The sequence below is a fragment of the Puniceibacterium sp. IMCC21224 genome, assembly GCF_001038505.1.
Taxonomy (GTDB): Bacteria; Pseudomonadota; Alphaproteobacteria; order Rhodobacterales; family Rhodobacteraceae; genus Puniceibacterium.
Window position 1 is genome coordinate 3,893,885 of record NZ_LDPY01000001.1, and the last position, 25,721, is coordinate 3,919,605.

Here is a 25,721-nt window from a genome sequence, read left to right on the forward strand (position 1 = left end):
TGCAAGACTTCGGACGTCTGTCCGAGAGATAAGCACAAAAAAGCCGGAGCCCCAAGCAGGGCCCCGGCGGTCGTGTCTTACTTCCAGGACGCGATCAGCTCGTCATAGCTGACGGTCTTGGGCTCTTCGTCCTCGTTCGCAAGCTTGGGCTTGGGTGCACCCGGCTGCTCGAGCCAGTACTCGGCGGTCTCTTCGGGGTTCATCTTGGGGCCGATGTCGCCCTGGATGCCTGCCCGCTCAAGACGCTCCATCACCGATTCCATGTCACCGCAGAGGCTGTCGAGTGCTTCCTGCGAGGACTTGGCGCCGGACATGGCGTCACCGATGTTCTGCCACCACAGCTGTGCCAGCTTGGGATAATCCGGCACGTTCGTACCGGTCGGCGACCACTGAACGCGGGCCGGCGAGCGGTAGAATTCCACCAGGCCGCCCAGTTTCGGCGCGCGGTCGGTGAAGGACTGGTGCTGAACGGTGGATTCACGGATGAAGGTCAGACCTTCGTGCGCTTTCTTCACATCCACCGTCTTGGAGGTCACGAACTGGGCATAGAGCCAGGCCGCCTTGGCACGATCCACAGGTGTGGATTTCATCAGCGTCCAGGAACCCACGTCCTGATAGCCGACTTTCATGCCCTCTTCCCAGTATGCGCCGTGCGGCGAGGGGGCCATGCGCCATTTCGGCGTGCCGTCCTCATTCATCACGGGCAGGTCAGGCAGCACGGTCGCCGCAGTGAATGCGGTGTACCAGAACATCTGCTGTGCGACATTGCCCTGCGCCGGGATCGGGCCGGCTTCGGAAAAGGTCATGCCCTGCGCGGCGGGCGGCGAGTAATCGTTGAGCCACTTGATCGCTTTGTCCACGGCATAGACTGCGGCGGGCGAATTGGTGGCACCGCCACGGGTCATGCAGGCGCCGACGGGCTGCGAATTTTCGTTGACGCGAATGCCCCATTCGTCGACCGGCAGGCCGTTGGGTTCACCCTTGTCGCCCATTCCGGCCATGGACATCCACGCGTCGGTGTAGCGCCAGCCCAAGCTCGGGTCTTTCTTACCGTAGTCCATGTTGCCAAAGACGTCACCTTCTACACCCAGACGCGACAGGTCGCGGCCGGTAAAGAATTCGGCGATGTCCTCATACGCGGACCAGTTGACCGGAACGCCCAGATCGTAGCCATATTTCGCTTTGAAATCGGCCTTGTTCTGTTCATCGTTGAACCAGTCGTAGCGGAACCAGTAGAGGTTCGCGAACTGCTGATCGGGCAGCTGGTACAGCTCACCATCGGGGCCGGTGGTGAACGATGTGCCGATGAAATCGTCGAGATCGAGACCGGGGTTGGTCACGTCCGAGCCTTCGTTCGCCATCCAGTCGGTCAGGCTGCGCGCCTGCTGATAGCGCCAGTGGGTGCCGATCAGATCCGAGTCGTTGATATAGGCGTCATAGATGTTTTCGCCCGACTGCATCTGTGTCTGCAGCTTTTCGACAACGTCACCTTCGCCGATCAGGTCGTGGGTCAGATTGATCCCGGTGATCTTGCTAAACGCCGCGGCCAGGACCTTGGATTCATAGCTGTGTGTGTCGATAGTTTCCGACACGACCTTGATGTCCATGCCCGCGAACGGGGCAGCGGCATCAATGAACCACTGCATTTCGGATTCCTGCTCTTCGCGGGTCAGGCTAGAGAGATCGCCGATTTCGCTGTCGAGGAATGCCGTAGCGGCATCCATGTCGGCGAACGACGGGCTGGCGAAACACGCCAGTGCCGCAGCCACCGCTGTGGTGGATTTAAGATTCAGGTTCATGTGGTTCCTCCCATTATTGAACCGTTCTTGTCGTATCCGAGATCTCCTCGCGCCCCGGATGCGCTGTGATCTAGACGAAGCGGAACACCGCGACGGCATAGATCAGGCAGGCGATCAGCGCGTAAGGTTGGTTCGCGCCGACGATCCCGAGCCAGGCCAGATTGATAAAGGCCGAGCCCAGAAGAGTGATGAAGAGGCGGTCGCCCCGTGTCGTTTCGATCCTGAGCACGCCAACACGCGGCGTCTCAGGAAATTTGATTGCGAGCACCGTGAAGGTGATCAGTAGCAGAGCGATCACCCCGAAAAAGGTGGCGGTCGGCCAGGTCCATGCCATCCATGCCATTGTGTTCACTCCTTTTTCATATCAAACGCGGCCCAGGGCAAAGCCCTTGGCGATGTAGTTGCGCACAAAATAGATCACCAGCGCGCCGGGCACGATTGTCAGGATGCCAGCGGCCGCCAGCACTCCCCAGTCGAGGCCGGAGGCCGACACTGTGCGGGTCATGGTAGCGGCGATGGGCTTGGCATTCACCGAGGTCAAAGTCCGCGACAGCAGCAGTTCCACCCACGAGAACATGAAGCAGAAGAACGCCGCCACACCAATGCCGGACGCAACCAGCGGCATGAAGATTTTCACAAAGAACCGCCCGAACGAATAACCGTCGATATAGGCCGTTTCGTCGATCTCCTTGGGGACGCCGCGCATGAAGCCTTCCAAAATCCAGACCGCAAGCGGAACGTTAAACAGGCAATGCGCCAGCGCGACCGCGATATGCGTGTCGAACAGCCCGACTGACGAATAGAGCTGAAAGAACGGCAGCGCAAACACGGCCGGCGGGGCCATCCGGTTGGTCAGCAGCCAAAAGAACAGATGCTTGTCGCCCATAAAGCTGTAGCGCGAAAACGCATAGGCCGCAGGCAGCGCCACGGTGATCGAAATGACAGTGTTGATCACCACGTAGATCAGCGAATTGACGTAGCCCATGTACCAGCTCGGGTCCGTCAGGATGGTCGTATAGTTCGCGAAGGTCAGATTGCGTGGCCAGAGCGAGAACGCTCCGAGGATCTCGGTATTGGTCTTGAGGCTCATGTTCAGCAGCCAGTAGATCGGCAGCAACAGGAACAGCAGATACAGGCCCATTACGATGGCTGACCCTTTGATCAGGGTCCGCTTTTTCCCGCGCCCAGAGGTCAGGTTGCCGGGGATGCTGGTTGTGGTTGCGTCAGTCATTTACACACCGTCCCTTTTGTCGAGGTTGACCATGACCGTGTAGAACACCCATGAAATCAGCAGGATGACGAGGAAATACATCAGGCTGAACGCCGCTGCCGGCCCCAGATCAAACTGGCCCAGCGCCATCTTGACCAAATCAATCGACAGAAATGTCGTGGCGTTCCCGGGTCCGCCACCAGTGACGACAAACGGTTCGGTGTAGATCATGAAACTGTCCATGAACCGCAACAGGATCGCAATCATCAGCACGCCCGTCATCTTGGGCAGCTCGATGTAGCGGAACACCGCCCAGCGCGACGCCTGGTCGATCTTGGCCGCCTGGTAATAGGCGTCGGGGATGGATTGCAAGCCGGCGTAAGCCAGAAGCGCCACCAGTGAGGTCCAGTGCCACACATCCATGACAATCAGCGTGCTCCACGCAGCAAAGAAACCTTGGGTATAGTTGTAGTCGATACCAAGAGACGCCAGCGTATAGCCCAGCAGACCGATATCGACCCGGCCAAAGATCTGCCAGATTGTGCCAACCACGTTCCACGGAATCAGCAGTGGCAACGACATCAGCACTAGACAGAACGATGCCCAAAAGCCCTTTTTCGGCATGTTCAGCGCGACAAAGATGCCCAGAGGCACCTCAATGGCGAGGATGATCGCGGAAAATGCCATCTGGCGACCCAGCGCGTTCCACATCCGGTCAGAATGCAGCAGATCGTCGAACCACGAAATGCCGGCCCAGAAGAACTGATTCTGACCAAAGCTGTCCTGCACCGAATAATTAACCACGGTCATCAGCGGGATGACGGCGGAAAATGCCACAAGGATCAGCACCGGCAGGACCAGGAACCATGCCTTTTGATTGACGGTCTTTTCCATCAGGCGGCCTCTCCCATTTTTGTGCTTTGCGGCGTCACCAGCCAGTCATCGGCGTAAACATTCACATGCGCCGGATCAAAGATGACACGGGTCATTTCAGGGCCGATGTTGTCCCCCTCATCCGCGATGATATTGATATCGTGACCAAAAAGGCTGGCGCGTACGATCTTGTGGCGGCCCACATCCTCGACCCGGCGGATCTGAACCGGCAGGCCTTCGGTCGCGGACAGGGTGGCATATTCCGGACGCACGCCAATCTCGACCTTGCCACCCAGCGCGCCATACCCCTGCGTCAGAGCCAGTTCCGAGCCGTCAATATAGGCGACCGCACCGTCGATCCGGGCCGGAATCACGTTCATGCCGGGTGATCCGATGAAATAGCCAACAAAGGTATGCGCCGGTTTTTCGAACAGTTCTTCGGGTGTGCCAATCTGAACGACGCGGCCATCATACATCACCACCACCTTGTCGGCGAAAGTCAGCGCCTCGGTCTGGTCGTGCGTGACATAGATCATCGTGTGGCCAAATTCATGGTGCAGCGATTTCAACTGCGTGCGCAACTCCCACTTCATATGAGGGTCGATCACGGTCAGTGGCTCGTCGAACAGCAGGGCGTTCACATCCTCTCGGACCATGCCGCGCCCCAGGCTGATCTTTTGCTTGGCGTCAGCCGTCAGACCGCGCGCCTTGCGATCCAGCGTTGCCTCCATCCCGATCATCGCGGCGATCTGCTGCACGCGCTGCGCCACATAGGCCGGGTCCGCCCCACGATTGCGCAGCGGAAAGGCCAGATTGTCGCGCACGGTCATCGTGTCGTAGACCACCGGAAACTGGAACACCTGCGCAATGTTGCGTTCGGCCGTCGGCGCGTGGGTCACATCCTTGTCGTCGAACAGGATACGCCCCTGCGACGGCTGCAGCAGCCCCGAGATGATGTTGAGCAGCGTAGACTTGCCGCAGCCCGAAGATCCGAGCAGCGCATAAGCTTCGCCATCGACCCAGTCGTGGTTCAGCTCCTTGAGCGCAAAATCCTCTTCGGATTTCGGGTTCTTGAGGTAGGAATGGGCGAGGTTATCGAGAGTGATTTTGGCCATGGACCCCTCCTCAGGCGGCTTGCGCGTAGGCGGCGGGGGCAACAAGACTGCCATTCTCGCCAAAGATGTAGATGTGCCGAGGGTCGAGATAGACTGGCAGCTCTGCGCCCAAATTCAACTTGTGAACCCCGTGGATCAGGCCGACCCAGCGTTCGCCGTGATGCTGCAAATGAACAAAGGTTTCCGAGCCAGTCAATTCGGTCACAACCAACCGGGTGTTGAACGTAAGCGCATCGTCGGCAAGTCTGTGAATTTCGACATGGTTCGGGCGAAAACCGGCGGTGTAAGTTCCATCCGCCAATTCGGCCAACTTACCGGTGGCGACTGCACTCTGACCGTCGCCAAATTGCAGGATGTTGCCCGCCTTTGACATCGTCAGGAAATTCATCGGCGGATCGCTGAACACCCGCGCCGTGGTCGCATCGACAGGTTGGCGGTAGACGCGCGGCGTCGGACCGAACTGGGTCACACGCCCTTCCCACAGGGTCGCGGTGTTCCCACCCAGCAACAACGCCTCTTCGGGTTCGGTGGTGGCATAGACGAATATGCTGCCCGCCTCTTCAAAGATCTTGGGAATCTCGATCCGTAATTCTTCGCGCAGCTTGTAATCAAGGTTGGCCAGAGGTTCGTCCAACAGCACAAGCCCGGCATCCTTGACCAGCGCCCGCGCCAATGCGCAGCGCTGCTGCTGCCCGCCAGAAAGTTCAAGCGGTTTGCGTTGCAGCATCGGACCCAGCTTCATCAGGTCAGCAGCCTTGAGCACCGCGGCGTCGATCTCTGCCGATGTTTTGCCAAGCAACCGCATCGGCGACGCGATGTTGTCATACACGGTCATCGACGGATAGTTGATGAATTGCTGGTAGACCATCGCCACCTTGCGATCCTGCACCCGCATCCCGGTCACGTCCTTACCCTGCCAGTGAATCGTGCCGCTGTTGGGCACATCCAAGCCGGCCATCAGCCGCATCAACGACGTCTTGCCCGACAACGTCGGCCCCAAAAGCACGTTCATCGTCCCCTTCTCGAGGGTCAGATCCGTCGGGTATATATGTGTCTGGCCGTTGACGACCTTCGAGACCCCTTGCAAAGCAAGCGTCATCGCGTTCCCCCCAGTTTGGTCCGGACTATTCTGCGGCGTCTGCGGCCGCTTTTGCCCGAACGTCCTTCATCCATGTTTCAAGTGCCGAGATCTGATCGCCTGTCATGCGCAACCCAAGCTTCGAACGACGCCAGACCACATCCTCGGCGGTGCGCGCGTACTCGTTCCGCATCAACCACTGCACTTCATTCTCCGTCAAACTTCCGCCAAAGTCCCGACCCAAATCGACAGCCGCACTGGCAGAGCCCAGAATTTTCCGCGCCTCGGTGCCATAAGCGCGGATCAACCGCTGCGCCCAAGGACCGGTCAGAAACGGAAAATCATCTTGTAGCGCCTGCATCTGAACCGGCGCGTCACCGACCGGAAAATCTCCGCCCGGCAACGTCACACCCGCCGTCCATTTGCCCGGCAAATCCGGAAAATACGGCGCAATCCGATCCAGCGCGCTTTCCGCCAACCGTCGGTAAGTGGTGATCTTGCCGCCAAAGATGTTCAGCACCGGCGCACCGCCCGCATCGTCAACCTTGAGCGTATAATCCCGGGTCGCTGCTGTGGCGCTGCTGGCACCGTCATCGTACAGCGGACGCACACCCGAATAGGTCCAGACCACATCGGCACGCGTCACTGGCGTCGCAAAATACTTGGACGCAAAGGCGCAAAGATATGCCTGCTCTTCATCTGTGCAGATTGGTTTGACAGCTGGGTCGTGATGTTCGGCATCCGTCGTGCCGATCAGGGTAAAGTCCTGCTCATACGGGATCGAAAAGATAATCCGCCCATCTTCACCCTGGAAAAAATAGCACTTGTCGTGATCATACAGCTGTTTCGTCACGATATGGCTACCCCGGACCAGTCGCACACCTTCCTTTGAGTTGCTGCGGATCTTGGTACGGATGATGTCGCCGACCCAGGGGCCACCGGCGTTGACCAGCATCTTCGCACGGACGGTGCGTTGCGCACCCGTCCCGGTATCCTCCAGCGTGATGTGCCACAGATCATCGACCCGCTCAGCCGCCAGAACTTTGGTTCGCGTCATCACCTTTGCGCCGCGTGCTTCTGCGTCGCGGGCATTCAGCACGACCAGCCGCGAATCTTGCACCCAGCAATCGGAATATTCATACGCCTGCCGGAATTTGTCGTTCAGCGGCACACCTTCCGGCGCATCTGACAGGTCCAGCGTACGTGTTCCAGGAAGTATCTTTCGCCCGCCGAGGGTGTCATACATAAACAGACCCAGGCGGATCAGCCATGCCGGACGGCGTCCCTTCATCCACGGCATCACCGTATTGAGTAGCCGCGATGTCGGCGTTTCGCTCTCGAACCGCATATCCTTGTGGTAAGGCAGGACAAATCGCATCGGCCAGCTGATGTGGGGCATCGCACGCAACAGGGTTTCCCGCTCGATCAGCGATTCCCGCACGAGGCGAATCTCGAAATACTCCAGATACCGCAACCCGCCGTGAAACAGTTTGGTCGAAGCCGATGAGGTGGCCGAAGCCAGATCGTTCATTTCGGCCAATGCGACAGACAGCCCCCGACCAGCCGCGTCACGCGCGATTCCGCAGCCGTTGATGCCGCCGCCGATGATGAAGAGGTCCAGCGCTGATTGGGTCTGATCGTCAGCAGACATAGGCTCCCCCCAGATAAATGTTCGCTTTTCGGAATTATGGCATCACTTCGCGCCTTTAGAAAGGTTTTTGTGTTCGATTTTTTTCGCTTTCCGAGGGCTGGCCCTATCATACTGAAAGAAATAAGTAAAATTCTTAGCTCATCGCATCGATCTGACTAAAAATCCAAAAAACTTGCTGCACCTTATGATCATTTTCACGCGTTCCTGTGCGATACTGAGCGCGAATCACGTACCGGGTGAGCCGCAGCACAGGCCTAAAGGAAACCTATGTCGCAAACTTTCCGACAGCCTGAAATCCTCGACATGGCGCGCCGCGAGGGCAAAGTATCCGTCGAACGGCTCGCCGAATATTTTGGCGTCACCCATCAGACGATCCGCCGCGACCTGACCGATCTTGCCGATGCCGGGCGTCTTGAGCGTGTCCACGGCGGCGCGGTTCTGCCCTCTGGCACTTCGAACATCGAATACGAGGACCGGCGCGCGCTAAATGACGCCGCCAAGGCCGCGATTGCTCGCAATTGCGCCGCGCATATCCCAGCTGACAGTTCGGTATTCCTGAACATCGGAACGAGCACGGAAGCCGTCGCGCGCCAGTTGCTGGCACACAAAAACCTGCTGGTCGTGACCAACAACATGAATGTCGCCAATATCCTCATGGCGAATCCTGATTGTCAGATTATCCTTGCGGGTGGATCTCTGCGTCGCTCCGACGGTGGTTTGATGGGCAATCTGACCACGCAAACGATCCGCCAGTTCAAATTCGACCTCGCTGTTATCGGCTGTTCGGCCCTCGACCTGGACGGCGACATGCTCGATTTCGATTTTCAGGAAGTCGGGGTGAGTCAGACCATCCTGCAACAATCCCGCAAGACCTTTCTGGTGGCAGATGCTTCCAAGTTTAAGCGCAGCGCACCAGCGCGGATCGCGTCCATTGCGGAAATTGATACCTTCTTTACCGATGCGACACCGCATCGGCGCCTTGGTGCCCTTTGCCGCGAATGGGGCACTGACGTAAAAGTAAGCCCACCATCCCCGGAGCCGTTTCAGAAATAGCTGCGGACCAGCGCGCCGGCCAGCAGCGACCAGCCATCCGCAACAACAAAAAACGCGAGCTTGAACGGCAATGACACTATCGACGGGGGCACCATCATCATCCCCATCGACATAAGGACCGCAGCGACAACGAGGTCGATGATCAGAAACGGCAGGAAGATCAGAAACCCGATCTGAAATGCGCGCGAAATTTCGGACAAGATAAAACTCGGGATCAGAACCGACAGCGGTGCATCCCGAGAAAGCTCGGTTCCCGTTGCGTCGGGTCTTAGGTCCGCCATGGCAGCGAAGGTATTGCCGTCGGTCCGCGCCGCCATAAAGTCCTGAAACGGCGCGATCCCACGATCGAAAGCTGTTTCCACGTCAATTTCCTCATTGATCAAGGGTTGCAGTCCCAGTTCCCAAGATGTCGTGAACACTGGCTCCATTACGTAGTAGGTCAGGAACAATGCGAGGCTGACAATCAGCATGTTCGGCGGCGATTGCTGCAACCCGATGGCCTGGCGAAGAATGGAAAGCACCGTCACGATGAACGGAAAGCAGGTCACGGTGATCACGATGCCCGGCGCGAGGCTGAGTACCGTGATCAATGCGATCAGTTGCATACTGGTGGCTGTGACCGACCCGCCCTCACCCAAATCGAGTGAGAGCGCTTGCGCAGCTGCCGCACCCGGCAGCAACAGCAAAGCCAACCCCGTGAGAGTTCCCGTGAACAAACGCATCCTCAGGTCGGGGCCTGAAAATCAACAACTTCGGTCAGGCGCACGGCCAGCATACCCTTGCCATCCCCATCGACCACTTCGAGGGCGCCAATCCCAATCAGGCGGTCACCTACATAAAGCTCGACAGGATCCTCAATCCGCTTGTCCAAAATCAGAACCGATCCCTGATCGAGTTTGAGAAGGTCGCGAACCAGTGGTCGTGCACGCCCCACCGACACGGTGATTTCGATTGGCACTGATGTCAGGGGCGTTGCGCCTTCGGCGCGGGATGCCGCTTCGCGGGCAAGATTATCCATTGGCGATTTTCCTCTGATTTTCATGCACAAAGCCTTGCAAGGCCTGATCAACGCCGACGAGAACTTCGCTCAAGTCGATACGTTGCTCCATGTTCCCGAACCTTATGTCGGCTTGCCCGTCGGCCATGCTGTCGTCTTCGACCAGTTGCAGCGGAAAGCCAAAGTCCTGTGTCAGACTGACCTTCACGGCCTCGATACATTGCGGCGAAACGACAATTTCGACGTCTAGCGCACCAATATCGCGGCTCTTGGCCCGCAATTGTTCGAGAATGTGGAGGCCAAGCGAATTCTGCGCGAATTTCGGCAGAACCGAATTGACCATCTCCTCTAGCAGCGGAGTCATCGCGCTCAGGACTTGGCTATAGGCCTCGTGATAGGTGAACGACAGATCCTGAAGATTCTGCGCGAAATCGCTCGAAATGCGAGTGCGGTCGTCGGATTGGGCCTTGATTGCATCGTCCCATCCGGCCCGATACCCTTCTTCGAAAGACTCGAGCTTTTCGCCCTCAAGATCGATTGCTGGACCGACCGGAGTTGCCAAGCCAGAGAGAGGCGCCCGGAATCCCTCGAAATCCTCAAGGAAATCGACAAGTTGCATCAGTTTACCTCCTGTGAATCATCGAGCCAGCTGCGCAGGATCTCTACCGTTTCGTCCCGTCTCTGGTCGATCAAACCACGCAATCGCTCGACTGGGTCCTTCTCGGTCGACCCATCAAAATCGACCATTCCCATACCAGGAAAATCACTGCTCCCGAATTCGCCGTTACTCGCCAGGACTGGCAGGTTATCGAATTTGTCGTCCGGATCGATCTCCCCGGTCAGAGCGTCGGACACCCTGTTGTCTCCCAACGCCAAAGCACTTCCTCCGGACGTCGCAGGCAACGCCTCGACTGGCCGCCCAGCGAAGATTGGGCGCACAACAAACAGTCCCAGAATCAGTGCCACCAGCGCGAGAACGCCCATCTGAATCATCGAAAGCGGGTCAAGATTTGACGCAAACCAGCTCTCCGTCACCGCTTCGGTTCCCAGTCCGCCCGGTTTTTCGAACGCGAGTGACCGAATGGTAATCGCGTCACCCCGTGATTCCTCGTACCCGACTGCCGAAGCGACGAGATCTCGAAGTGCCGTCAATTCCGTCTCGGGGAGTGGCACAAAAACCTGCGCACCCTCTGCATTTGGAGCAAAGCTGCCATTGACCAGCACCGCAACGGTCAGGCGCTTGATCGCTCCGGCTGCGCGTGTGATTTCACGCGTGGTTTCGGACACTTCATAGTTCATACGTTCTCGGGTTTCGCTGTTCTGGCTAGTGGAGCTGTCACCGCCACCCCCAGCGCCGTCAGGCAAATTCGATGCAACGGTCACATCACCGCCGCCAGCATCCTGTGACTGATTGCTTCGCTCTTCGGTGTCAGAACTGATCACAACCCGGTTTTCGGGATCAAACCGACGCTCAAGAATTGATTCGGTCTCCGTGACCGTATCCACGCTCACCTCGACCACCGCGTTGCCCGATCCAACACGCGCCTCGACCAAACGTTGGACTCGGTCACGTAGTTGATCAGCCTTGTCGTCCGCAATGCTCCCACTGGCTGATTCATCGTCGAGCCCGATCAAGCCCCCCTTGCCGTCAATAACGGCAACGCCCTCGGGCACGAGCCCGGGAACCGCGGACGCCACCAGATATTTCAGCGCCCGCGCCTGTGTGGCCGAAATCACCGCCCCAGTGGTACCAACCGAGATCGAGGCCGAGGGTGTCACATCCCGCTGAAACGGATTGGCCGAGCTGTTCGCGATATGCACCCGCGCCGACGCAATCAGCGGGTTCGAAACAATCGTACGGGCAAGCTCCCCTTCCTTAGCACGCCAGTACGCAGCGTCGAACATCTGTGATGTGGTACCGAACCCGGACAGAGAATCCAGCAATTCGTATCCCTGATTGCTGTTTTCCGGCAGACCTTCGGCGGCCAATGTCATACGCAATTCGTCGCGCGAAGCAGCAGGCACAAAGATCCCCCCACCCCGCACTTCGTAAACGCTCCCTCGTTGTTCAAGCGCCCTGACCACATCGCCCGCTGCGCCCGATTCGAGACCCGCATACAACAGCGCCATATTGGGCTGAGACGCCATTCGCGACATCGCGAGAATCGCGGCAAACATCGCCAGGGTGGCCCCGACCACAAGAACGCGACGCCCCGCGCTAAGTGCTTTCCACACTGAGAGAATCTGCTGCAAAAAACCAACCTCCGTCTGTCGGAACCCACCGTTCCGCTCGAGGTATGTTTGGCCGATCAGCCTTAACAATCAGTTAGTTCATGTCGACTATAAATGAGTGCAAGACAGCGAAAGGATAACGAATGACTGACGCGACCGTACAAAGGGCAGAACCTCCACAAACGTCTCGGAAACTGCCGATGATTATTGGATTGGCCCTGGCCTTGGCCGGGGGGGGCGGCGGATTTTATGCCGTATCGTCCGGACTAATTTTTGGTAGCGGCAACAGCCATGCCCTTTCGACCAGCGCGGATCACGCAGAAGAGAGCGCGCCGGTGGATGACGTGACTTTTGTATCGCTACCGCAGCTCATCGTGTCACTCGGACCCGGCGCACATAGCGAACATCTGATATTTCGCGCGGACCTTGAGGTGCCCAGTCGGCATGCCAGTGAGGTTGAAGGAATTCTGCCACGAGTGGTGGATGTTCTTAACAGCTATCTCCGCGCGCTCGAGAATCGCGATATCGAAGCTCCGGGGGCACTGATCAAACTGCGATCGCAGATGCTCCGAAGGGTGCAGCTTGTCACAGGACCGGAACGTGTCGAGGATCTACTCGTCATGGAATTCGTTCTAAACTGAGAAAGGGAATTCTGATGGATCTCATTGCGGATATCCTACTTGTTGCCGGAGCCCTCGGGGCTGGACTTTACTGTTTCATTCTTGCCCGTCGCCTGACCCGTTTCAACGATCTGGAAAGCGGTGTGGGAGGTGCGGTTGCGGTGTTGTCCGCCCAGGTTGATGACCTGACGCGTACGCTTGCGGCAGCGCAAAAAACGGCCGGGGCGTCAGCCACGTCGCTGACCCAATTAACCGCTCGGGCCGAGGAGGTCGCAAAGCGGCTCGAACTCATGGTGGCATCCATGCACGATCTGCCCCCAAATCAGGCCACGTCAGAAACTTCGGAACCATCGGCCGGACCCGTTTTTTCACGACGCTCACAAAATGGATTTGGCCGATGAAGCTACCCACATTCTGCAAGACAAAGCCATCCCACAACGAAAATGCTGCAAAGCCAGTAAGTAAATGGCGGCGCAATCGCGGTGCGCTGGCGCTAATCGGGGGGTTACTTCTGACGTCGGCCTTTGTACGCGTTGGCTCGGGGACCGGACAGGCGATGGCCAAAGAGTTGAGCGGCAATGTCGCCTATGCTGAATCTGGTGCAGGTCACGACCGACCTACGGTCAGCTGCACTGCAGAAGAGGATATTGCACCCGTTCTGGCCGCGCTTACTTTACGGGAAGGCCGCATTCGCAAGAGCGAGACGGACATCCGGACACGCATGCAGGCCCTTTCGGTTGCCGAAATCGAGATCGACCGAAAGATGACAGCTTTGGAAGAAGCGGAAACCAAATTGAGGGGAACCCTCGCCCTCGCGTCAACCGCAGCCGAAGACGATCTGACGCGACTGACCGATGTCTATGCAAACATGAAACCCAAGCAAGCCTCCGCCCTTTTCGAGGAGATGACCCCCGAATTTGCCGCTGGGTTTCTCGGAAGGATGCGGCCGGACGCCGCTGCCACTATCATGGCCGGGCTAAGTCCAAAATCGGCTTATACCATCAGTGTCGTCCTGGCGGGCCGCAATGCGGAGGTGCCGAAAGAATAGAGGATACTTGCTAGCAACTGTGTCTATCGGTTGGGCTAAAGCTGCCAAGGTATGCCGGTTTTGACGATCGCGTTGGCGATTGTGACCAGCCTTCGTGCGATTGCGATAATGACGAGTTTATGTGGTTTTCCGCGCTCTTTGAGACGTTTTGCGACCGGTTTGAGAACTGGATTATGACAAGCTGCGGCGAGCGCAGCTTGGAACAGCACATGTCGCAGCGATCGTCGCCCGCCAGAAATCGTTCTGCTGCCTCGCATTGCCCCGCTGTCATGTGGGACCGGCGCCAGGCCAGTCACGGCAGCGGCTTCGCCTGACGTCATCCGACCGAGTTCAGGCAATTCGGCGATCAACATCGCCGCAGAGACGGGACCAATCTCCCCATTTTTAACGGGGTTCTGTCGTAGAATTTACGCGGCCATTTTCAGTTTCTGTGCGGGTGTGATGCCGCCGATGCCCATGTTCGGGCGGTCCGCTGCCCGGCAAGGACGCAGGACGCGGTTTGCCTGGACTTGTCGCGATTTAGTTCCGGTCTCTTTCGAGCGATATTCGCAATGAAGGAGACACAAATTGGCACCAAGATACAGCGACGAGTTCAGACGTGATGCGGTTCGCATTGCAACAAGCAGTGGACTGACGCGACCTCAGATTGCGTCTGATTTAGGGGTTGGTGTTTCGACACTGAACAAGTGGGTTCAACACCATCAGAATGATGACCTGATGTCCGGCCCGCATGAGGATGTGGAGAAGGAGAACGCCCGCCTTCGCAAAGAGAACCGGCTACTCCGCGAGGAGAGGGAAGTGTTAAAGAAGGCGACGATCTTCTTCGCAGGCCAAAAGGCGTGAGGTTTGCCTTTATCGACACCTGGAAGAAGATCTGGCCCATTGAGTTTCTATGCCGCGTTTTGCGGGTAACTTCCCGTGGGTTTCGCGCCTGGAAGATCCGCCCTATCAGCCGAAGCCAGCGAGATGACATGGTGCTGTTGGCCCATATCAGAGAACAACACCGCCTTAGCCTGCAAAGCTACGGCCGACCTCGCATGACGGAGGAACTGCGCGATCTCGGTCTTGTTGTCGGGCACCGCCGGGTAGGCCGGTTGATGCGTGAGAACGCGATCAAGGTTATTCGAACCCGTAAACATAAAGTCACGACTAACAGCAATCACGCCTTCAATGTCGCCCCCAACTTTCTTGATCAGGACTTCTCTGCTGATGGCCCAAACCAAAAATGGGCAGGGGACATTTCCTACATCTGGACGAGCGAGGGATGGCTGTATTTGGCCGTGATCATCGATCTTTACTCCCGCCGGGTCATTGGCTGGGCGGTCAGTAACCGGATGAAGCGGGACCTGGCCATCAAGGCATTAGACATGGCAGTAGGGCTGCGAAAGCCACCCAAAGGCTGTATCCATCATACGGATCGTGGCTCTCAATACTGTTCAGGTGACTATCAGAAAAGTCTGAAGCAGCATGGATTTCTGGTCTCAATGAGCGGCAAGGGAAATTGTTATGACAATTCCATGGTCGAGACCTTCTTCAAATCTCTGAAAGCCGAACTGATCTGGCGTCAGAAATGGGCGACCCGCAGACAAGCAGAAGGAGCAATATTCCAATACATCAATGGGTTCTACAACCCGCGAAGACGGCATTCATCCCTTGGCGGGAAAAGTCCCTTGGCTTTCGAGAGACGGCCTCCTAACATGAGCTGAGAGACCGGAACTTTTGCGTGGCAAGTCCAGCTTGGCTCACGTGAGCTTTGTGCCGAGCTGCTGCACATCGTCCGAAACGCTGGGATACTTGCGGCTGGACACGCATGTCAAAAAGCGCTTGACTGAGAGGTCACCGTTACCGAAGTCCAGACCCTAGCGCTGCTACCGCACCTGACTTACCGCGTTCGCTGGGCTGATACAGCGAAACAGATCCAAGTTGCGTGTGTGTTCTGCCGCTGTTGGCGCCACGCGATACAAAAGGCCACCGCAGTCGAAAATGGCACGACCTTGTGGATCTGTATCCCACCGGCCCAAATCAACAACCTGGAAGTTGTCCGGGCAATGTTTCGGCGCGGCATTTTGTAACGCGTTAGGTGATCCCGAAATACGCCTTTCAGACGATCCACCACCTCCAGCAACGATCATCCAGTCGGAAACGTCTCCCGCAGCCAGCGCCAGAGTTCGGATTTCAACTCAAGACCAATCCCCGCCACGTCCGGCAACGACACGCGCCCGTCCTCGACCTTCTGGTCATCGGCGAAGCCGCCGAGAGGCTGGAAGACGCCGGGGTAGCTTTCGTTGCCGCCCAGGCCCAGACCAGCGGCGATGTGCAGCGACATCTGGTGCCCCCCGTGCGGATGCAATTGCCTGCGGGACCAGCCCATCCGGTCCATGATCGCGAGCGTCTTCATGTAATCCGACAAACCATAGGAGAGCCCGGCGTCAAACTGGACGATGTCCCGGTCCGCCCGCATTCCCGCGTACCGAAAAAGGTTGCGCGCATCCTGGTGCGAGAAAAGGTTCTCGCCCGTCGCGAGCGGACCTTCGTAGTCTTCGGCCAGCACCGCCTGAAGACGGTAATCCAGCGGATCGCCGGCTTCTTCGTACCACCGCAACCGGTAGGGCGCGATGGCGCGTCCGAACGCCAGCGCGTCCTCGAGGGTGAAGCGACCGTTTGCATCGACCGCGAGGCGGGCGCCGTCATGGTCGAGCAGGGCCAGCGCGGCCTCAATCCGGGCGATGTCCTCAACCAACGGCACGGCACCAACCTTGATCTTGACCTCCCTGTAACCCTTATCGAGATACGACCGGATTTCGTCCTTGAGGCCCTCCCGACCGGCATGGCCGTAGTAGCCTCCCGCAGCATAGACCGCGACATCCGTATCCGTCACGCCTTCGTGGTAGCGGTCGGCAAGAACACGGTAGAGAGGGCGGCCCTCGGCCTTGGCCACAAGATCCCACAGCGCCATATCTAGCGCGCCCATGGCCGCCGCCCTGCCGCCGTGGCCGCCGGGTTTCTCGTTCCGCATGGCGACCTCGGCGCAGCGGACGGGGTCTATCATATCGCGTTCGTCCAGCAGCGCCTCTGGCTTTTCTGCGGTCAGCCGGGGGATCAGGCGCCCCGTCAGCACGCCACCTTCCGCCCATCGCCCGATCGACCCGAAACCATACCCCACCAGCGGCATACGGTCCCGCGTCTGGTCGGTCACCACGGCGACGGCACTGGTTTTCAGCCCTGCGAAATCGACAACGGCGTTCTTGCCTGGCGAGCTGATCGGCAGGTCGGCCTGATGAATAGCGACGATCTTCATTGGCTATCCTCCATCAGGCCTCCCCGCGCCATCCGCGCGGGGTCGATCAACTGGTCATATTCCTCTGGGCTCAGCAGACCTTCGGCCAAGCACGCCTCGCGCAATGACATCTCATCCACCTCCGCTTTCCGGGTCAGCTTCGCAACGGCGTCATAACCCAGCCTCGGTGTCAGGGCGGTTGCCACCATGAGCGACATGTCCACGTTGCGCGCCATGCGCGCCAAGTTCGGTGTCAAGCCAACCAGACAGCCGCTCCGAAACGCCTCCAATCCATCCGCCAGCGTTGACACGCTTTCCAGCAGGGCGTGGATAAGGACCGGTTTTGCCACGTTCAGCTCGAACAGGCCCGAGGCGCCGGCGGCGACCACTGTCGCATGATTCCCGAGTGTGCGATGGCAGATCTGGATCAGAGCCTCGGCAAGGGTCGCATTGCGCTTTCCGGGCATAATCGACGACGACAGGCCGTCATCTGGCAGATCCAGCTCTCCCAACCCGGCGCGGGGACCAGAGGCGAGAAACCTGATGTCGTTCAGGATGTGGATTAGCGACACCGCCACCCCCTCGCAGACCCCGGAGGCAGCGACAATCGCGTCATGGGCCGCCATCCCCTCGCCCGGAACAGGCAGGGGCGTGAAAGGCGCGCCCGCTCGCCGCGACAGGGCCTTGCAGAACAGCTCGGCGAAACGATCCGGCGCGTTCAGCCCCGACCCTGCCGCCGTTCCGCCTTGCGGGAGGCGATGAAGATCCGGCAAGGTGGCCTCGATCCGCTGCTGTGCCCGCACGATCTGCCAAGTGTAGGATGCAAAATTCTGCCCCAGCGTGACCGGTACGGCGTCATTGAGATGGGTGCGGCCCAGTCGGACGACACCCTCATAAGTGTGCGCCTTTTCCTGCAGCGTCTGGTGGAACCGCGAAAGGGCAGGCAGCAGACGCCCTGTGATTGCCTCCACGGCGGCGATCTGCATGACCGTCGGGAAACTGTCGTTCGAAGACTGGCTACGATTGACATGGTTGTTGGGATGCACCGGCACACGCGTGCCAAGTACCTGCCCGGCCAATTCGTTGGCACGGTTCGCCAGAACCTCGTTCGCGTTCATGTTGGTCTGCGTCCCGCTGCCGGTCTGCCATACGGGAAGCGGGAAATGATCGTCGAAACGACCTTCGTGCATGTCGTGTGCCGCCCGGAGGATCAACGTGGCGACATCGTCAGGCAAAACGCCGAGTTCGCGGTTCGCCTCCGCCGCCGCCGCTTTCTGCAGCGCGAAGGCCCTGATGATGCCCACGGGCATCCGCGGTCCCTCGATCGCGAAGACGGCCAGCGCCCGCTGGGTCTGTGCGCCCCAGTAGCGGTCGACGGGGATCGTCACCGGACCGAGGGAATCCGCCTCCTGTCGCGTGCCCTCGGACACGGTCATCGCCCAGCCAGGACGCGGTCGACCATCGTCGGCGCTTCGCCGAGGTAGTTGCGCGGTTCGGTCAGCGCCTTCAGCTCCTCGGTCCCCAGATGGGCCGTCAGCGTGGCGACGTCCTTGAGGGCATCGAACAAGGTGCATTCCTTTTCGACCGCCAGACGGCAGCCCGCGTAGACGATATCATGTGCCTCCTTGCGCCCAGTATAGGGGGCCAACGCCATCATAACCGCCTCGGCCGCGATCAGCCCCCGCGAATGATCTAGGTTGCGGCCCATGTTCTCGGGGTAGACCCGCAGCCCCCCCAGCATGAACTCGGCCTGTGCCAGCATCCCCGAAATCGTGGAAAAGCCTTCCGGCACGGACGAGAATTCAAGATGCCAGGGTCCGGTGGCGCGCTCGTGGTCATGGATCATCGCATCAAGCATCGTCGAGGCATGGTTGCGCATCAGCCGTGCCGCCGCGAGGATTAGCTCGCACGAGATTGGGTTGGCCTTCTGCGGCATCGTGGAGGATGCGCCGCGATGACGGACGAAGGGCTCCGCCACCTCGCTGAGTTCGGTCGTCATCATGATCGACACGTCGCCCGCAATCTTGGCAAGGCTACCGCCGATCAACGCCAGGGTCTGGATCGTCTCGGCGATGCCATCGCGGATCGAATGCCAGGTGATGGGCGGAACGCCAAGGCCTAACTCGGCGGCCAGCGCGGCCTGCGTGTCCAGCCCCCGCCCCGACAGCGACGCCAGAGTGCCCGCCGCGCCGGAGAACTGGACGTTCAGCACGCGGGGCGACAGCTGTTCCAGCCGCTCGGCGTGGCGGTCGAAGCCCGAAAGCCACGTCGCCGCCTTGTACCCGAAGGTCACCGGCAGGGCATGTTGCATATGGGTACGACCCGCCATCGGCGTATCGCGGTGAGTCCGTGCCAGCACGGCGAGCGCGCTGCGTACCGCCTCTACCCGGCGCTGGACGAGGGTCAGGCCGTCCCGGATCTGCAAAACCGTCGCCGTATCCATGATGTCCTGGGTCGTCGCCCCCCAATGAAGATATTTGCCCGCCTCCCCCGCCGTGGCGGAGAGCTGCTCGACGATCGGCAGGATCGGATATCCGACGATCTCCGTCTCCCGCGCCAGCCTTTCGTGATCCAGCGGATTGGACGAGGCGGCAGCGATTCCTGCGGCCGCCTCCTCTGGGATCAACCCCAGACCGGCCTGCGCCCGTGCCAATGCCACCTCGACCTCGACACAAGTCGCGAGGTAGCGTTCCGAGCAGAAGATCTCGCGCATCTCGTCATCGACGAAGCTGCGGCCCCATATCGGAGAATCGAGCGCGGTCACGCTGTGTGGCATTGTTTTTGGCACGGATGCAGTTCCTTCGGTCATTGTTGTCTTACTCCGCCGGTTTCACGGCAGCAGGAACCTCGATACCTTTTTCTTCGAAGTACCGGATCGCGCCCGGATGGTAGGGCATCACCGAATTCATCGAGACGTTCTCGAGCAGCGTTTCCTTTGCCGCGCCATGCGTGGCCAGCAGGGCACCATGGTTTTCGAAGATCGCCTTGGTAATCTCGTAGGCGAGGCTCTCGGGCATGTCCTGTGACGCAAAGGCGATGTTCCACATGCCGAGAGTTTTCACTGGCACGCTGATCGAGGAATAGGTCTCGGCAGGGATTTCCATGATCTGTGCATAGGGCACGCGTTCCTGGAGCACCGCAAGCTCGTCATCGCTTAGCCCAAAGATGACGGAAGGTTGCAGTGCCTCGAGCTCCGAGAAGGCGGACATGGGCAGACCCGCGGCAGTCGCGACCGCATCCAGACGGCCATCGGCCAGCTGCGAGGTTTGGTCGCCGATGGGACCGTTCTGCACTTCGACATTCAGGCCAAGCGCTTCGAACCAGCGCTCCCAGTACGTGCCGCCCGTGCCACCCTTGGGACCCGTGCCGACGGTCTTGCCGTCGAAATCCGAAACCTTTACGATCCCCGACCTCTGAAGCGATGCGGCCTGGAACGGGGTGACGTACATCGGGAACAGCGCCCGCACGTCCTCATACTTGGTGCCGGGGTCCATTTCCATCTCCCCCTGGATCGCCTCGTAGGCCGGTCCAAGCGTGGTCAGGCCCACATCGACCCGCTTCTTGTTGACCAGCACAAGGTTCTGCAGCGGACCCTGCGTCTGCTGGGTCGATGCGGGAACCCCGAGCGCGTTCGAGATGACGCTGGCCACACCCTGTCCGTAGACAGCATATGTCCCGCCAGGCGACGCTGTGGCGACAACGATGTTGCCGGGCCAGTCACTGCGGTCGGCGTCTTGGGCAAAGGCGGTGGTGCCTGCCATCAGTGCGGCCAGTGACAGGCCGATAAGGTTTCTGCGTTTCATGGATAGCCTCCCTTTGGATTTCAAACAGTCTTGATCCCGCGCCCCGTCCGGCCCGTCTGGACCAGCCTGAGAGCGATGAGCGCCGCGCCGATGGCGACACCCGCGAGGTCGGTGTAGATATCGCCGGCGATAAGCAGCAGCGAGGTCACGCCGAAGCCGATGCGCCAGAGCGGACCCAAAGCGCCAGCGAACCAGCCGCCGCTGGCGGTGGCAAGCGCCCACACGCCCAGTGCGGCAGTGGCTGTCGTGCGCGCGATTTCCCAGACGGACCCCTCCATCAGGACCCCTTGGTTGTGGATGAAGAGGAACGGCACGATGAAGGCGGCCAGCCCGTATTTCACTGCCTTGAAGGACGTCTTCCAGGGATCCCCCCCCGCCAGTGCGGCGCCCGCGAATGCCGAGAGGGCAATCGGGGGCGTGATGGTCGAAATCACCGCATAGTAAAAGATGAATAGATGCACGGGCAGGACGTCCAGCCCGATCCGCTGCAGGGACGGGGCGACCACGGATGCCGCGATGGCATAGGCCGCGGTGGTCGGCATGCCCATGCCCAAGATGAGCGAGATCACCATGGCAAAGATAAGGGCTAGGAATTCGCTCTGCCCCGCAACACCGAGAAGCATGGCCGAGAACCGTCCACCGAGGCCAGTCAGTCCGATGACGCCAACGACGATCCCGGCGCATGCGCAGACGGCGGCCAGTTGCAGACATTGCCGCGCGCCGATGCTGAAAGCCTCGAGGATGTCGCTCACGGTTCCGCGCATCGCGCCGGTGAAACCCTTAACGCGCGCGGCCAGGGCCGCCCCGGCCAGCGCCACGCACCCCGCCCCCATCGCGATGCTGCCATGGGTGTTCGCGGACAGATACGGCGCCGCCAGGATGGTGATGAGCACCGTGGCGACCGGCACCGCCAGCAGCCGGCTGTCCAGCCCGATGCGTTGCTGCAGCATCACGAGAACCGCGATAGCGATCCCCCAGGATCCGGCGGAAATGATCGAGAACCCGGCGAACAGGAAGATGATCAGCAAGGCGAGCGGCGCTAGCATGAAAGCGTCCTTGGCCATCGGCCTCAGCTCGGGCAGTTCTGAGCTCGGCAAGCCCTCGATCCCCTCCTTGCGCGCCTCGAGGTCGATTTGGATGTAGACCGCGAAGTAATAGAGCAGGCAGGGGATCAAAGCCGCCACGATGATCTCGGTATAGGGAATGCCAGTGATCTCGGCCATGATGAACGCGCCCGCACCCATGATCGGTGGCGTCAGTTGCCCCCCGGTAGATGCTGCAGCTTCGATCCCGCCCGCACTCGTGGGTTTGTATCCGACGCGCTTCATGACGGGGATGGTGAAGGTCCCCGACGCAACCACGTTCGCCACGCCGCTGCCCGAGATCATGCCGAACAGGATCGAACCGAACAGCGATACCTTCGCCGGCCCGCCCCGCATGCGCCCGAAACAGGCGAAGGCCAGGTTCATGAAAAAGTCACCTACCTTCGAGACCTGGAGGAAAGCCGCGAACAGGACGAAAAGCACGATGTACTTCGCCGCCGCCGCGGTGGCGATCCCGAATACCCCCTCCATCGAATAGACGAAGGTTGAGAATTCATCGACGCCGAATCCCCGGTGATACAGAACACCCGGCAGCCATGGCCCCACAAAGCCGTAGACGATGAAAATGCCCGCCAGCACCGGCAAGGCCAGTCCCGCCGTTCGCCGAGTGAACTCTATGATCACGATAATTCCGGCGAGGGCCGCCGCCACGTCTCCCGTGGTCGGCAAGACCCCGGTGCGGACGATCAGTTCGTCGAGGTTCCACCAGATATAGAACGACGCAAAAATCGCCAGACCCGAGAGCAGGAAATCAAAGGCCGGCACCCTTTCTCCGCCTTTGCCGAAAGGCGCATAAAGTGCGAATGCGATGACGGCCGCGATGTTTACGTGCAGGACACGAAACACCCAGGCATCAAGCTGGACGAAGTTCAGGACGACAAGGTGAAAGACCGAATAGAGTACGCACAGCGCCGTCACCATGGCTGCCTGCCAGCCGAGGAGATCCCGGACCTTCGAACCGAAGTCGAAGCTTTCGGCATCCTTTGAGGCGCTATCGACGACAGTATCTGTCCGCACCGATTTTTGCTCGGCCATCGACCTTTCCCTCCCTCTTCGCATGTCTCGACAATACATGTCCGGACATACTAACTTGTCCGGACATACTATGGGTCTGGAATTGAGTCAAGTCTCGGGGTAAGGAGCTTCAATGTCTCGTCAACCGATCTATTCCGTCCTCGCCGATGAACTGGTACGCGACATCGGCGCGGGCCGTTATCCGCTTGGATCGTTACTACCGCCGGAAATGGAGATGGCCGAGGAACGCGGACTTTCCCGCGCCACCGTCCGTGCCGCCCTCGGACGGCTGGTACAACTGGGGCTGGTGACGCGGCATAAGGGTGTGGGGACTCGAATCGCGGCTGTCCAGCCCGGAAGCTACAACCCCTCGACCACCTCAATCGAGGAATTGGCACATTTCGGAGCGGCCACCCACCGCACGTTGCTCGATATCGACGAGGTGACACTCGACCTGGACCTTGCAAAGCGCCTCGGCGTTCAGGCAGGCAGCCGATGGTTTCGGGTCCGTACACTGCGGTCGGATATAAAGACCGAAGCCTTACCAATCTGTTTCACCGAAAATTACGTGGACATCGAACTGTCGGACGTCATCCACGATATCGGCGACTACTCGGAACTGATCGCGACCCGGATCGCCAGCCGCTACGGACGGGTCGTCGACGAGGTACGCCAAGTCATCCGGCCGCGCGTACTGGACCCCGAACTATGCGACCTGCTGCGTACCGCCCCGAACGAACTGGCGCTCGAGATCCGCCGCCAATATTGTTCAGCGGGGCGGCTGATCTACGTCAGCCTAAGTCAGCATCCTGCGGACAGGTTCGAATACCACATGTCCCTTCACCGATAACGCAGAGCAGCGACTCCGGCCTTCGAGAGCGGCCCATCTGCCGGATCCGCTGAACCAAGGGTCCAACCATGCCTCTAAGACCAACATGAAGCTCCCCCACCAATCACGTATCTGCATGCCCGCCTTGCCGTGTTGAATGCGATGGACGGTCACGTCGACCTTCAGGCGGCAAAGTTCCCACTTGTTTAGTTCGGCTTGAACAACTGCCATGTAGCTGAATCACCGAGATAAATCGGATATTTTTCCGGCTTCGAACTGCAGGAATCCGTAGAATCCAATTGAACAGGCTGCAGTTTGGATCCTGCCATGAAGCACCGCTCGCGTCCTGAGGAACAGGATGATCTCCTCCGCCCCCGATTGGTCGACATGATCGACATGCGCCACGAGCTTGTAAAGCTGGCAGACTTGATCGACTGGGAGGTCTTCGAACGGGAGTGGGCTGGTTTCTTCCCGTCGGCGACAGGGCGGCCTGCGACGCCGCCACGGTTGGTGGCGCCTCATGTATCTGCAGCATGCCTATCGGCTCTCGGACGAGGCCGTGATCGCCCGCTGGGTGGACTCCCCGTATGTCCAGCATTTCACAGGCGAGACGTTCTTCCAGCATCAGCCGCCGATTCATCCGTCCTCGCTCAGCCGCTGGCGTGATCGCATCGGCGAAGAGGGCGCGGAGTGGCTGCTGACCAAAACGATTCAAGCGGGCCGGTCTGTCGGTATCATCGACGACGACAGCCTGGCGCGCGTCTCCGTCGACACCACCGTGATGGAAAAGAATATCGCGTATCCAACCCCCTCCCGGCAGCATCCTGCGGATGCGCCTGCCGGGCAATGGACGCCCGGCTCTACGAGAAGGCGCGGGTGAAGTTGGTCGCGCTGGCAAAGGACCTCGCCGCCCGGACCTCGCCGTCGTGGACCGCGGCTACCGTGGACACGGTGTCGGAACAACCTGTGTTGATCTCCGGAATGCGTCGCGGGCTGACGGATGGGCTGAAAGCGCAGCTCCGAAGGCGCAGTGCGATCGAGCCGGAGATCGGCCACATGAAGACCGATGGCCGCCTCGCGCGCTGCCCTCTCAAAGGGACCAAGGGCGATGCGCTCTTCGCTGTCCTGTGCGGCTGCGGGCACAACATCCGCAAGATCCTGGCCCGCCTGAGGGCCCTTTTGGTCCTGTTGTTCGAGGGCCTGTCACGGGCGCCGCGCGCGATCAACGCCTTCACCGTCCGATCAATAGCACTGCAAATCGCCGCGTAGGTGTTGTTCAACGTCGACGGATTACGTTCAGCGCTGTCAAATCAGCCCGGCTTTATTTCTTAGCCTAACTTAGCAAAATTTTCACTAAATTTACCTAAAGGCGGAACCAAGCCGCCGTTCATGCGCTGTAGCATTGATGGTTGAAATTTCACAGACTTTAACTTACTTAGTCAATCGAAGCAAAAAGAGTTGAGAACCTATGCCGAAAGACAGTGACACCACCCGAACCCGCATGCCCCGCCTGCGCAAACCTGACGCGACGGACGGGGCCGCAATCTGGGAGCTGGTGAAAGCCTGCAAGCCGCTCGACGAAAATTCGATCTATTGCAATCTGGTCCAGGCCGATCATTTTCGCGAAACCTGCGTGGTGGCCGAAATGAACGACGAGGTCGTGGGCTGGATTTCCGGCCATATGATTCCCGACCGCAACGAACTGTTCGTCTGGCAGGTCGCGGTCAGCCCCAAGGCGCGCGGCTTAGGTCTGGGCAAGAAGATGCTGATCGAGCTGATCGAACGCGATGCCTGTGATGACGCGACCCGGCTCAAAACGACGATCACCAAAGACAATGACGCCTCCTGGGCGCTCTTTCGCGGCTTTGCCCGCGCCATCGGTGGCGCGTTGAATGACAAGCCGTATTTCGAGCGCGAGGCGCATTTCGAAGGTCGTCATGACACCGAACACATGGTGACGATTGCGCTGCCCGAGACCTATGCATTGGTGCGCGCAGCCTGATCCCGGCCTGATTCCAA

General features: G+C 59.4%; 24 protein-coding genes and 1 pseudogene. 8 read left to right on the forward strand and 17 right to left on the reverse strand.

All coding sequences use genetic code 11. The features are described 5' to 3' along the window. Positions 1–77: 77 nt before the first annotated feature. The 7 genes from IMCC21224_RS18145 to glpD all read right to left on the reverse strand — a co-directional run bounded on the left by IMCC21224_RS18145 (position 78) and on the right by glpD (position 7,726). Positions 78–1,799, reverse strand: a complete 1,722-nt coding sequence (locus IMCC21224_RS18145) for an ABC transporter substrate-binding protein (protein WP_047996547.1) — start codon at positions 1,797–1,799, stop codon at positions 78–80. Positions 1,800–1,869: 70 nt separating this feature from the next. After that, complete coding sequence (locus tag IMCC21224_RS18150) at positions 1,870–2,142, reverse strand: DUF2160 domain-containing protein (protein WP_047996548.1); 273 nt, start codon at positions 2,140–2,142, stop codon at positions 1,870–1,872. Between the two features lie 21 nt (positions 2,143–2,163). Next, entirely contained in the window at positions 2,164–3,030 is an 867-nt protein-coding gene (locus IMCC21224_RS18155; protein ID WP_047996549.1) for a carbohydrate ABC transporter permease, read from the reverse strand. Next, a complete protein-coding gene (locus IMCC21224_RS18160; RefSeq protein WP_047996550.1) occupies positions 3,031–3,903 on the reverse strand; it encodes a carbohydrate ABC transporter permease in 873 nt (290 codons plus the stop codon). Then, complete coding sequence (locus IMCC21224_RS18165) at positions 3,903–4,997, reverse strand: ABC transporter ATP-binding protein (RefSeq protein WP_047996551.1); 1,095 nt, start codon at positions 4,995–4,997, stop codon at positions 3,903–3,905. The genes IMCC21224_RS18160 and IMCC21224_RS18165 overlap by 1 nt, the downstream gene beginning before the upstream one ends. Before the next feature lie 10 nt (positions 4,998–5,007). Further along, positions 5,008–6,096 (reverse strand): ABC transporter ATP-binding protein, encoded by a 1,089-nt coding sequence (locus IMCC21224_RS18170; protein ID WP_047996552.1) that lies wholly within the window; start codon positions 6,094–6,096, stop codon positions 5,008–5,010. A 25-nt stretch (positions 6,097–6,121) separates the two neighbouring features. Continuing rightward, positions 6,122–7,726 carry a glycerol-3-phosphate dehydrogenase gene (gene glpD / locus IMCC21224_RS18175; RefSeq protein WP_047996553.1) on the reverse strand — a complete coding sequence of 535 codons (1,605 nt, stop codon included), beginning with the start codon at positions 7,724–7,726 and terminating at the stop codon, positions 6,122–6,124. A gap of 267 nt (positions 7,727–7,993) precedes the next feature. Between glpD and IMCC21224_RS18180 the strand changes: the two genes are divergently transcribed. Continuing rightward, positions 7,994–8,779, forward strand: coding sequence for a DeoR/GlpR family DNA-binding transcription regulator (locus IMCC21224_RS18180; RefSeq protein WP_047996554.1), 786 nt, complete (start codon positions 7,994–7,996; stop codon positions 8,777–8,779). Here the strand turns inward: IMCC21224_RS18180 and fliP are convergent. From fliP to fliF, 4 genes are read right to left on the reverse strand one after another with little or no spacing between them, the layout of a single operon-like run. Further along, positions 8,770–9,495 carry a flagellar type III secretion system pore protein FliP gene (gene fliP / locus IMCC21224_RS18185; RefSeq protein WP_369796033.1) on the reverse strand — a complete coding sequence of 242 codons (726 nt, stop codon included), beginning with the start codon at positions 9,493–9,495 and terminating at the stop codon, positions 8,770–8,772. The genes IMCC21224_RS18180 and fliP overlap by 10 nt on opposite strands. 8 nt (positions 9,496–9,503) lie before the next feature. Beyond that, the gene (locus IMCC21224_RS18190) at positions 9,504–9,797 is read right to left on the reverse strand and encodes a FliM/FliN family flagellar motor switch protein (protein ID WP_047996556.1); all 294 of its coding nucleotides are present in this window, start codon (positions 9,795–9,797) and stop codon (positions 9,504–9,506) included. Continuing rightward, positions 9,790–10,395: an ABC transporter ATP-binding protein gene (locus tag IMCC21224_RS18195; RefSeq protein WP_047996557.1), complete on the reverse strand. Its 606-nt coding sequence runs from the start codon at positions 10,393–10,395 to the stop codon at positions 9,790–9,792. The genes IMCC21224_RS18190 and IMCC21224_RS18195 overlap by 8 nt, the downstream gene beginning before the upstream one ends. Beyond that, complete coding sequence (gene fliF, locus IMCC21224_RS18200) at positions 10,395–12,029, reverse strand: flagellar basal-body MS-ring/collar protein FliF (RefSeq protein ID WP_047997258.1); 1,635 nt, start codon at positions 12,027–12,029, stop codon at positions 10,395–10,397. Before fliF ends, IMCC21224_RS18195 begins: the two co-directional genes overlap by 1 nt. Before the next feature lie 122 nt (positions 12,030–12,151). Here fliF and IMCC21224_RS18205 point away from each other — a divergent pair, with 122 nt between their 5' ends. Genes IMCC21224_RS18205 through IMCC21224_RS18215 form a run of 3 tightly spaced genes read left to right on the forward strand, consistent with a single transcriptional unit; the run spans position 12,152 to position 13,676 of the window. Next, a complete protein-coding gene (locus IMCC21224_RS18205) occupies positions 12,152–12,649 on the forward strand; it encodes a flagellar basal body-associated FliL family protein (protein WP_047996558.1) in 498 nt (165 codons plus the stop codon). Positions 12,650–12,663: 14 nt separating this feature from the next. Continuing rightward, positions 12,664–13,029 carry a hypothetical protein gene (locus IMCC21224_RS18210; RefSeq protein WP_047996559.1) on the forward strand — a complete coding sequence of 122 codons (366 nt, stop codon included), beginning with the start codon at positions 12,664–12,666 and terminating at the stop codon, positions 13,027–13,029. Continuing rightward, positions 13,026–13,676: a MotE family protein gene (locus IMCC21224_RS18215; protein WP_047996560.1), complete on the forward strand. Its 651-nt coding sequence runs from the start codon at positions 13,026–13,028 to the stop codon at positions 13,674–13,676. The genes IMCC21224_RS18210 and IMCC21224_RS18215 overlap by 4 nt, the downstream gene beginning before the upstream one ends. A 35-nt stretch (positions 13,677–13,711) precedes the next feature. On the opposite strand, the gene IMCC21224_RS28980 is transcribed toward IMCC21224_RS18215, so the two are convergent. Beyond that, complete coding sequence (locus tag IMCC21224_RS28980) at positions 13,712–14,083, reverse strand: transposase (protein ID WP_369796050.1); 372 nt, start codon at positions 14,081–14,083, stop codon at positions 13,712–13,714. Between the two features lie 160 nt (positions 14,084–14,243). Between IMCC21224_RS28980 and IMCC21224_RS18230 the strand changes: the two genes are divergently transcribed. Continuing rightward, positions 14,244–15,382 (forward strand): IS3 family transposase gene (locus IMCC21224_RS18230; protein WP_156178119.1). Its coding sequence is split into 2 segments (ribosomal slippage): positions 14,244–14,484 and positions 14,484–15,382, totalling 1,140 coding nucleotides; the frame shifts between segments, so codons are not numbered across the junction. A gap of 422 nt (positions 15,383–15,804) precedes the next feature. On the opposite strand, the gene IMCC21224_RS18235 is transcribed toward IMCC21224_RS18230, so the two are convergent. The 5 genes from IMCC21224_RS18235 to IMCC21224_RS18255 are packed head-to-tail and all read right to left on the reverse strand — an operon-like array spanning position 15,805 to position 22,894. Next, the gene (locus IMCC21224_RS18235) at positions 15,805–16,974 is read right to left on the reverse strand and encodes an enolase C-terminal domain-like protein (protein WP_047996561.1); all 1,170 of its coding nucleotides are present in this window, start codon (positions 16,972–16,974) and stop codon (positions 15,805–15,807) included. Beyond that, positions 16,971–18,389 (reverse strand): lyase family protein, encoded by a 1,419-nt coding sequence (locus IMCC21224_RS18240; protein ID WP_047996562.1) that lies wholly within the window; start codon positions 18,387–18,389, stop codon positions 16,971–16,973. Before IMCC21224_RS18240 ends, IMCC21224_RS18235 begins: the two co-directional genes overlap by 4 nt. Continuing rightward, positions 18,386–19,741, reverse strand: coding sequence for an adenylosuccinate lyase family protein (locus tag IMCC21224_RS18245; protein ID WP_231582118.1), 1,356 nt, complete (start codon positions 19,739–19,741; stop codon positions 18,386–18,388). Before IMCC21224_RS18245 ends, IMCC21224_RS18240 begins: the two co-directional genes overlap by 4 nt. Positions 19,742–19,769: 28 nt before the next feature. Beyond that, positions 19,770–20,756, reverse strand: a complete 987-nt coding sequence (locus IMCC21224_RS18250; RefSeq protein WP_047996564.1) for a TAXI family TRAP transporter solute-binding subunit — start codon at positions 20,754–20,756, stop codon at positions 19,770–19,772. A gap of 20 nt (positions 20,757–20,776) precedes the next feature. After that, the gene (locus IMCC21224_RS18255; protein WP_047996565.1) at positions 20,777–22,894 is read right to left on the reverse strand and encodes a TRAP transporter permease; all 2,118 of its coding nucleotides are present in this window, start codon (positions 22,892–22,894) and stop codon (positions 20,777–20,779) included. A gap of 112 nt (positions 22,895–23,006) precedes the next feature. On the opposite strand from IMCC21224_RS18255, the gene IMCC21224_RS18260 reads away from it, so the two are divergent. The 3 genes and pseudogenes from IMCC21224_RS18260 (at position 23,007) to ectA (ending at position 25,704) form a co-directional block, all read left to right on the forward strand. Continuing rightward, positions 23,007–23,723: a GntR family transcriptional regulator gene (locus tag IMCC21224_RS18260; RefSeq protein WP_047996566.1), complete on the forward strand. Its 717-nt coding sequence runs from the start codon at positions 23,007–23,009 to the stop codon at positions 23,721–23,723. Between the two features lie 306 nt (positions 23,724–24,029). Then, a pseudogene (locus tag IMCC21224_RS27255) lies at positions 24,030–24,893 on the forward strand (transposase); the annotation flags it as partial. Positions 24,894–25,170: 277 nt separating this feature from the next. Beyond that, complete coding sequence (gene ectA / locus IMCC21224_RS18275) at positions 25,171–25,704, forward strand: diaminobutyrate acetyltransferase (protein WP_047996568.1); 534 nt, start codon at positions 25,171–25,173, stop codon at positions 25,702–25,704. Positions 25,705–25,721 lie beyond the last annotated feature (17 nt).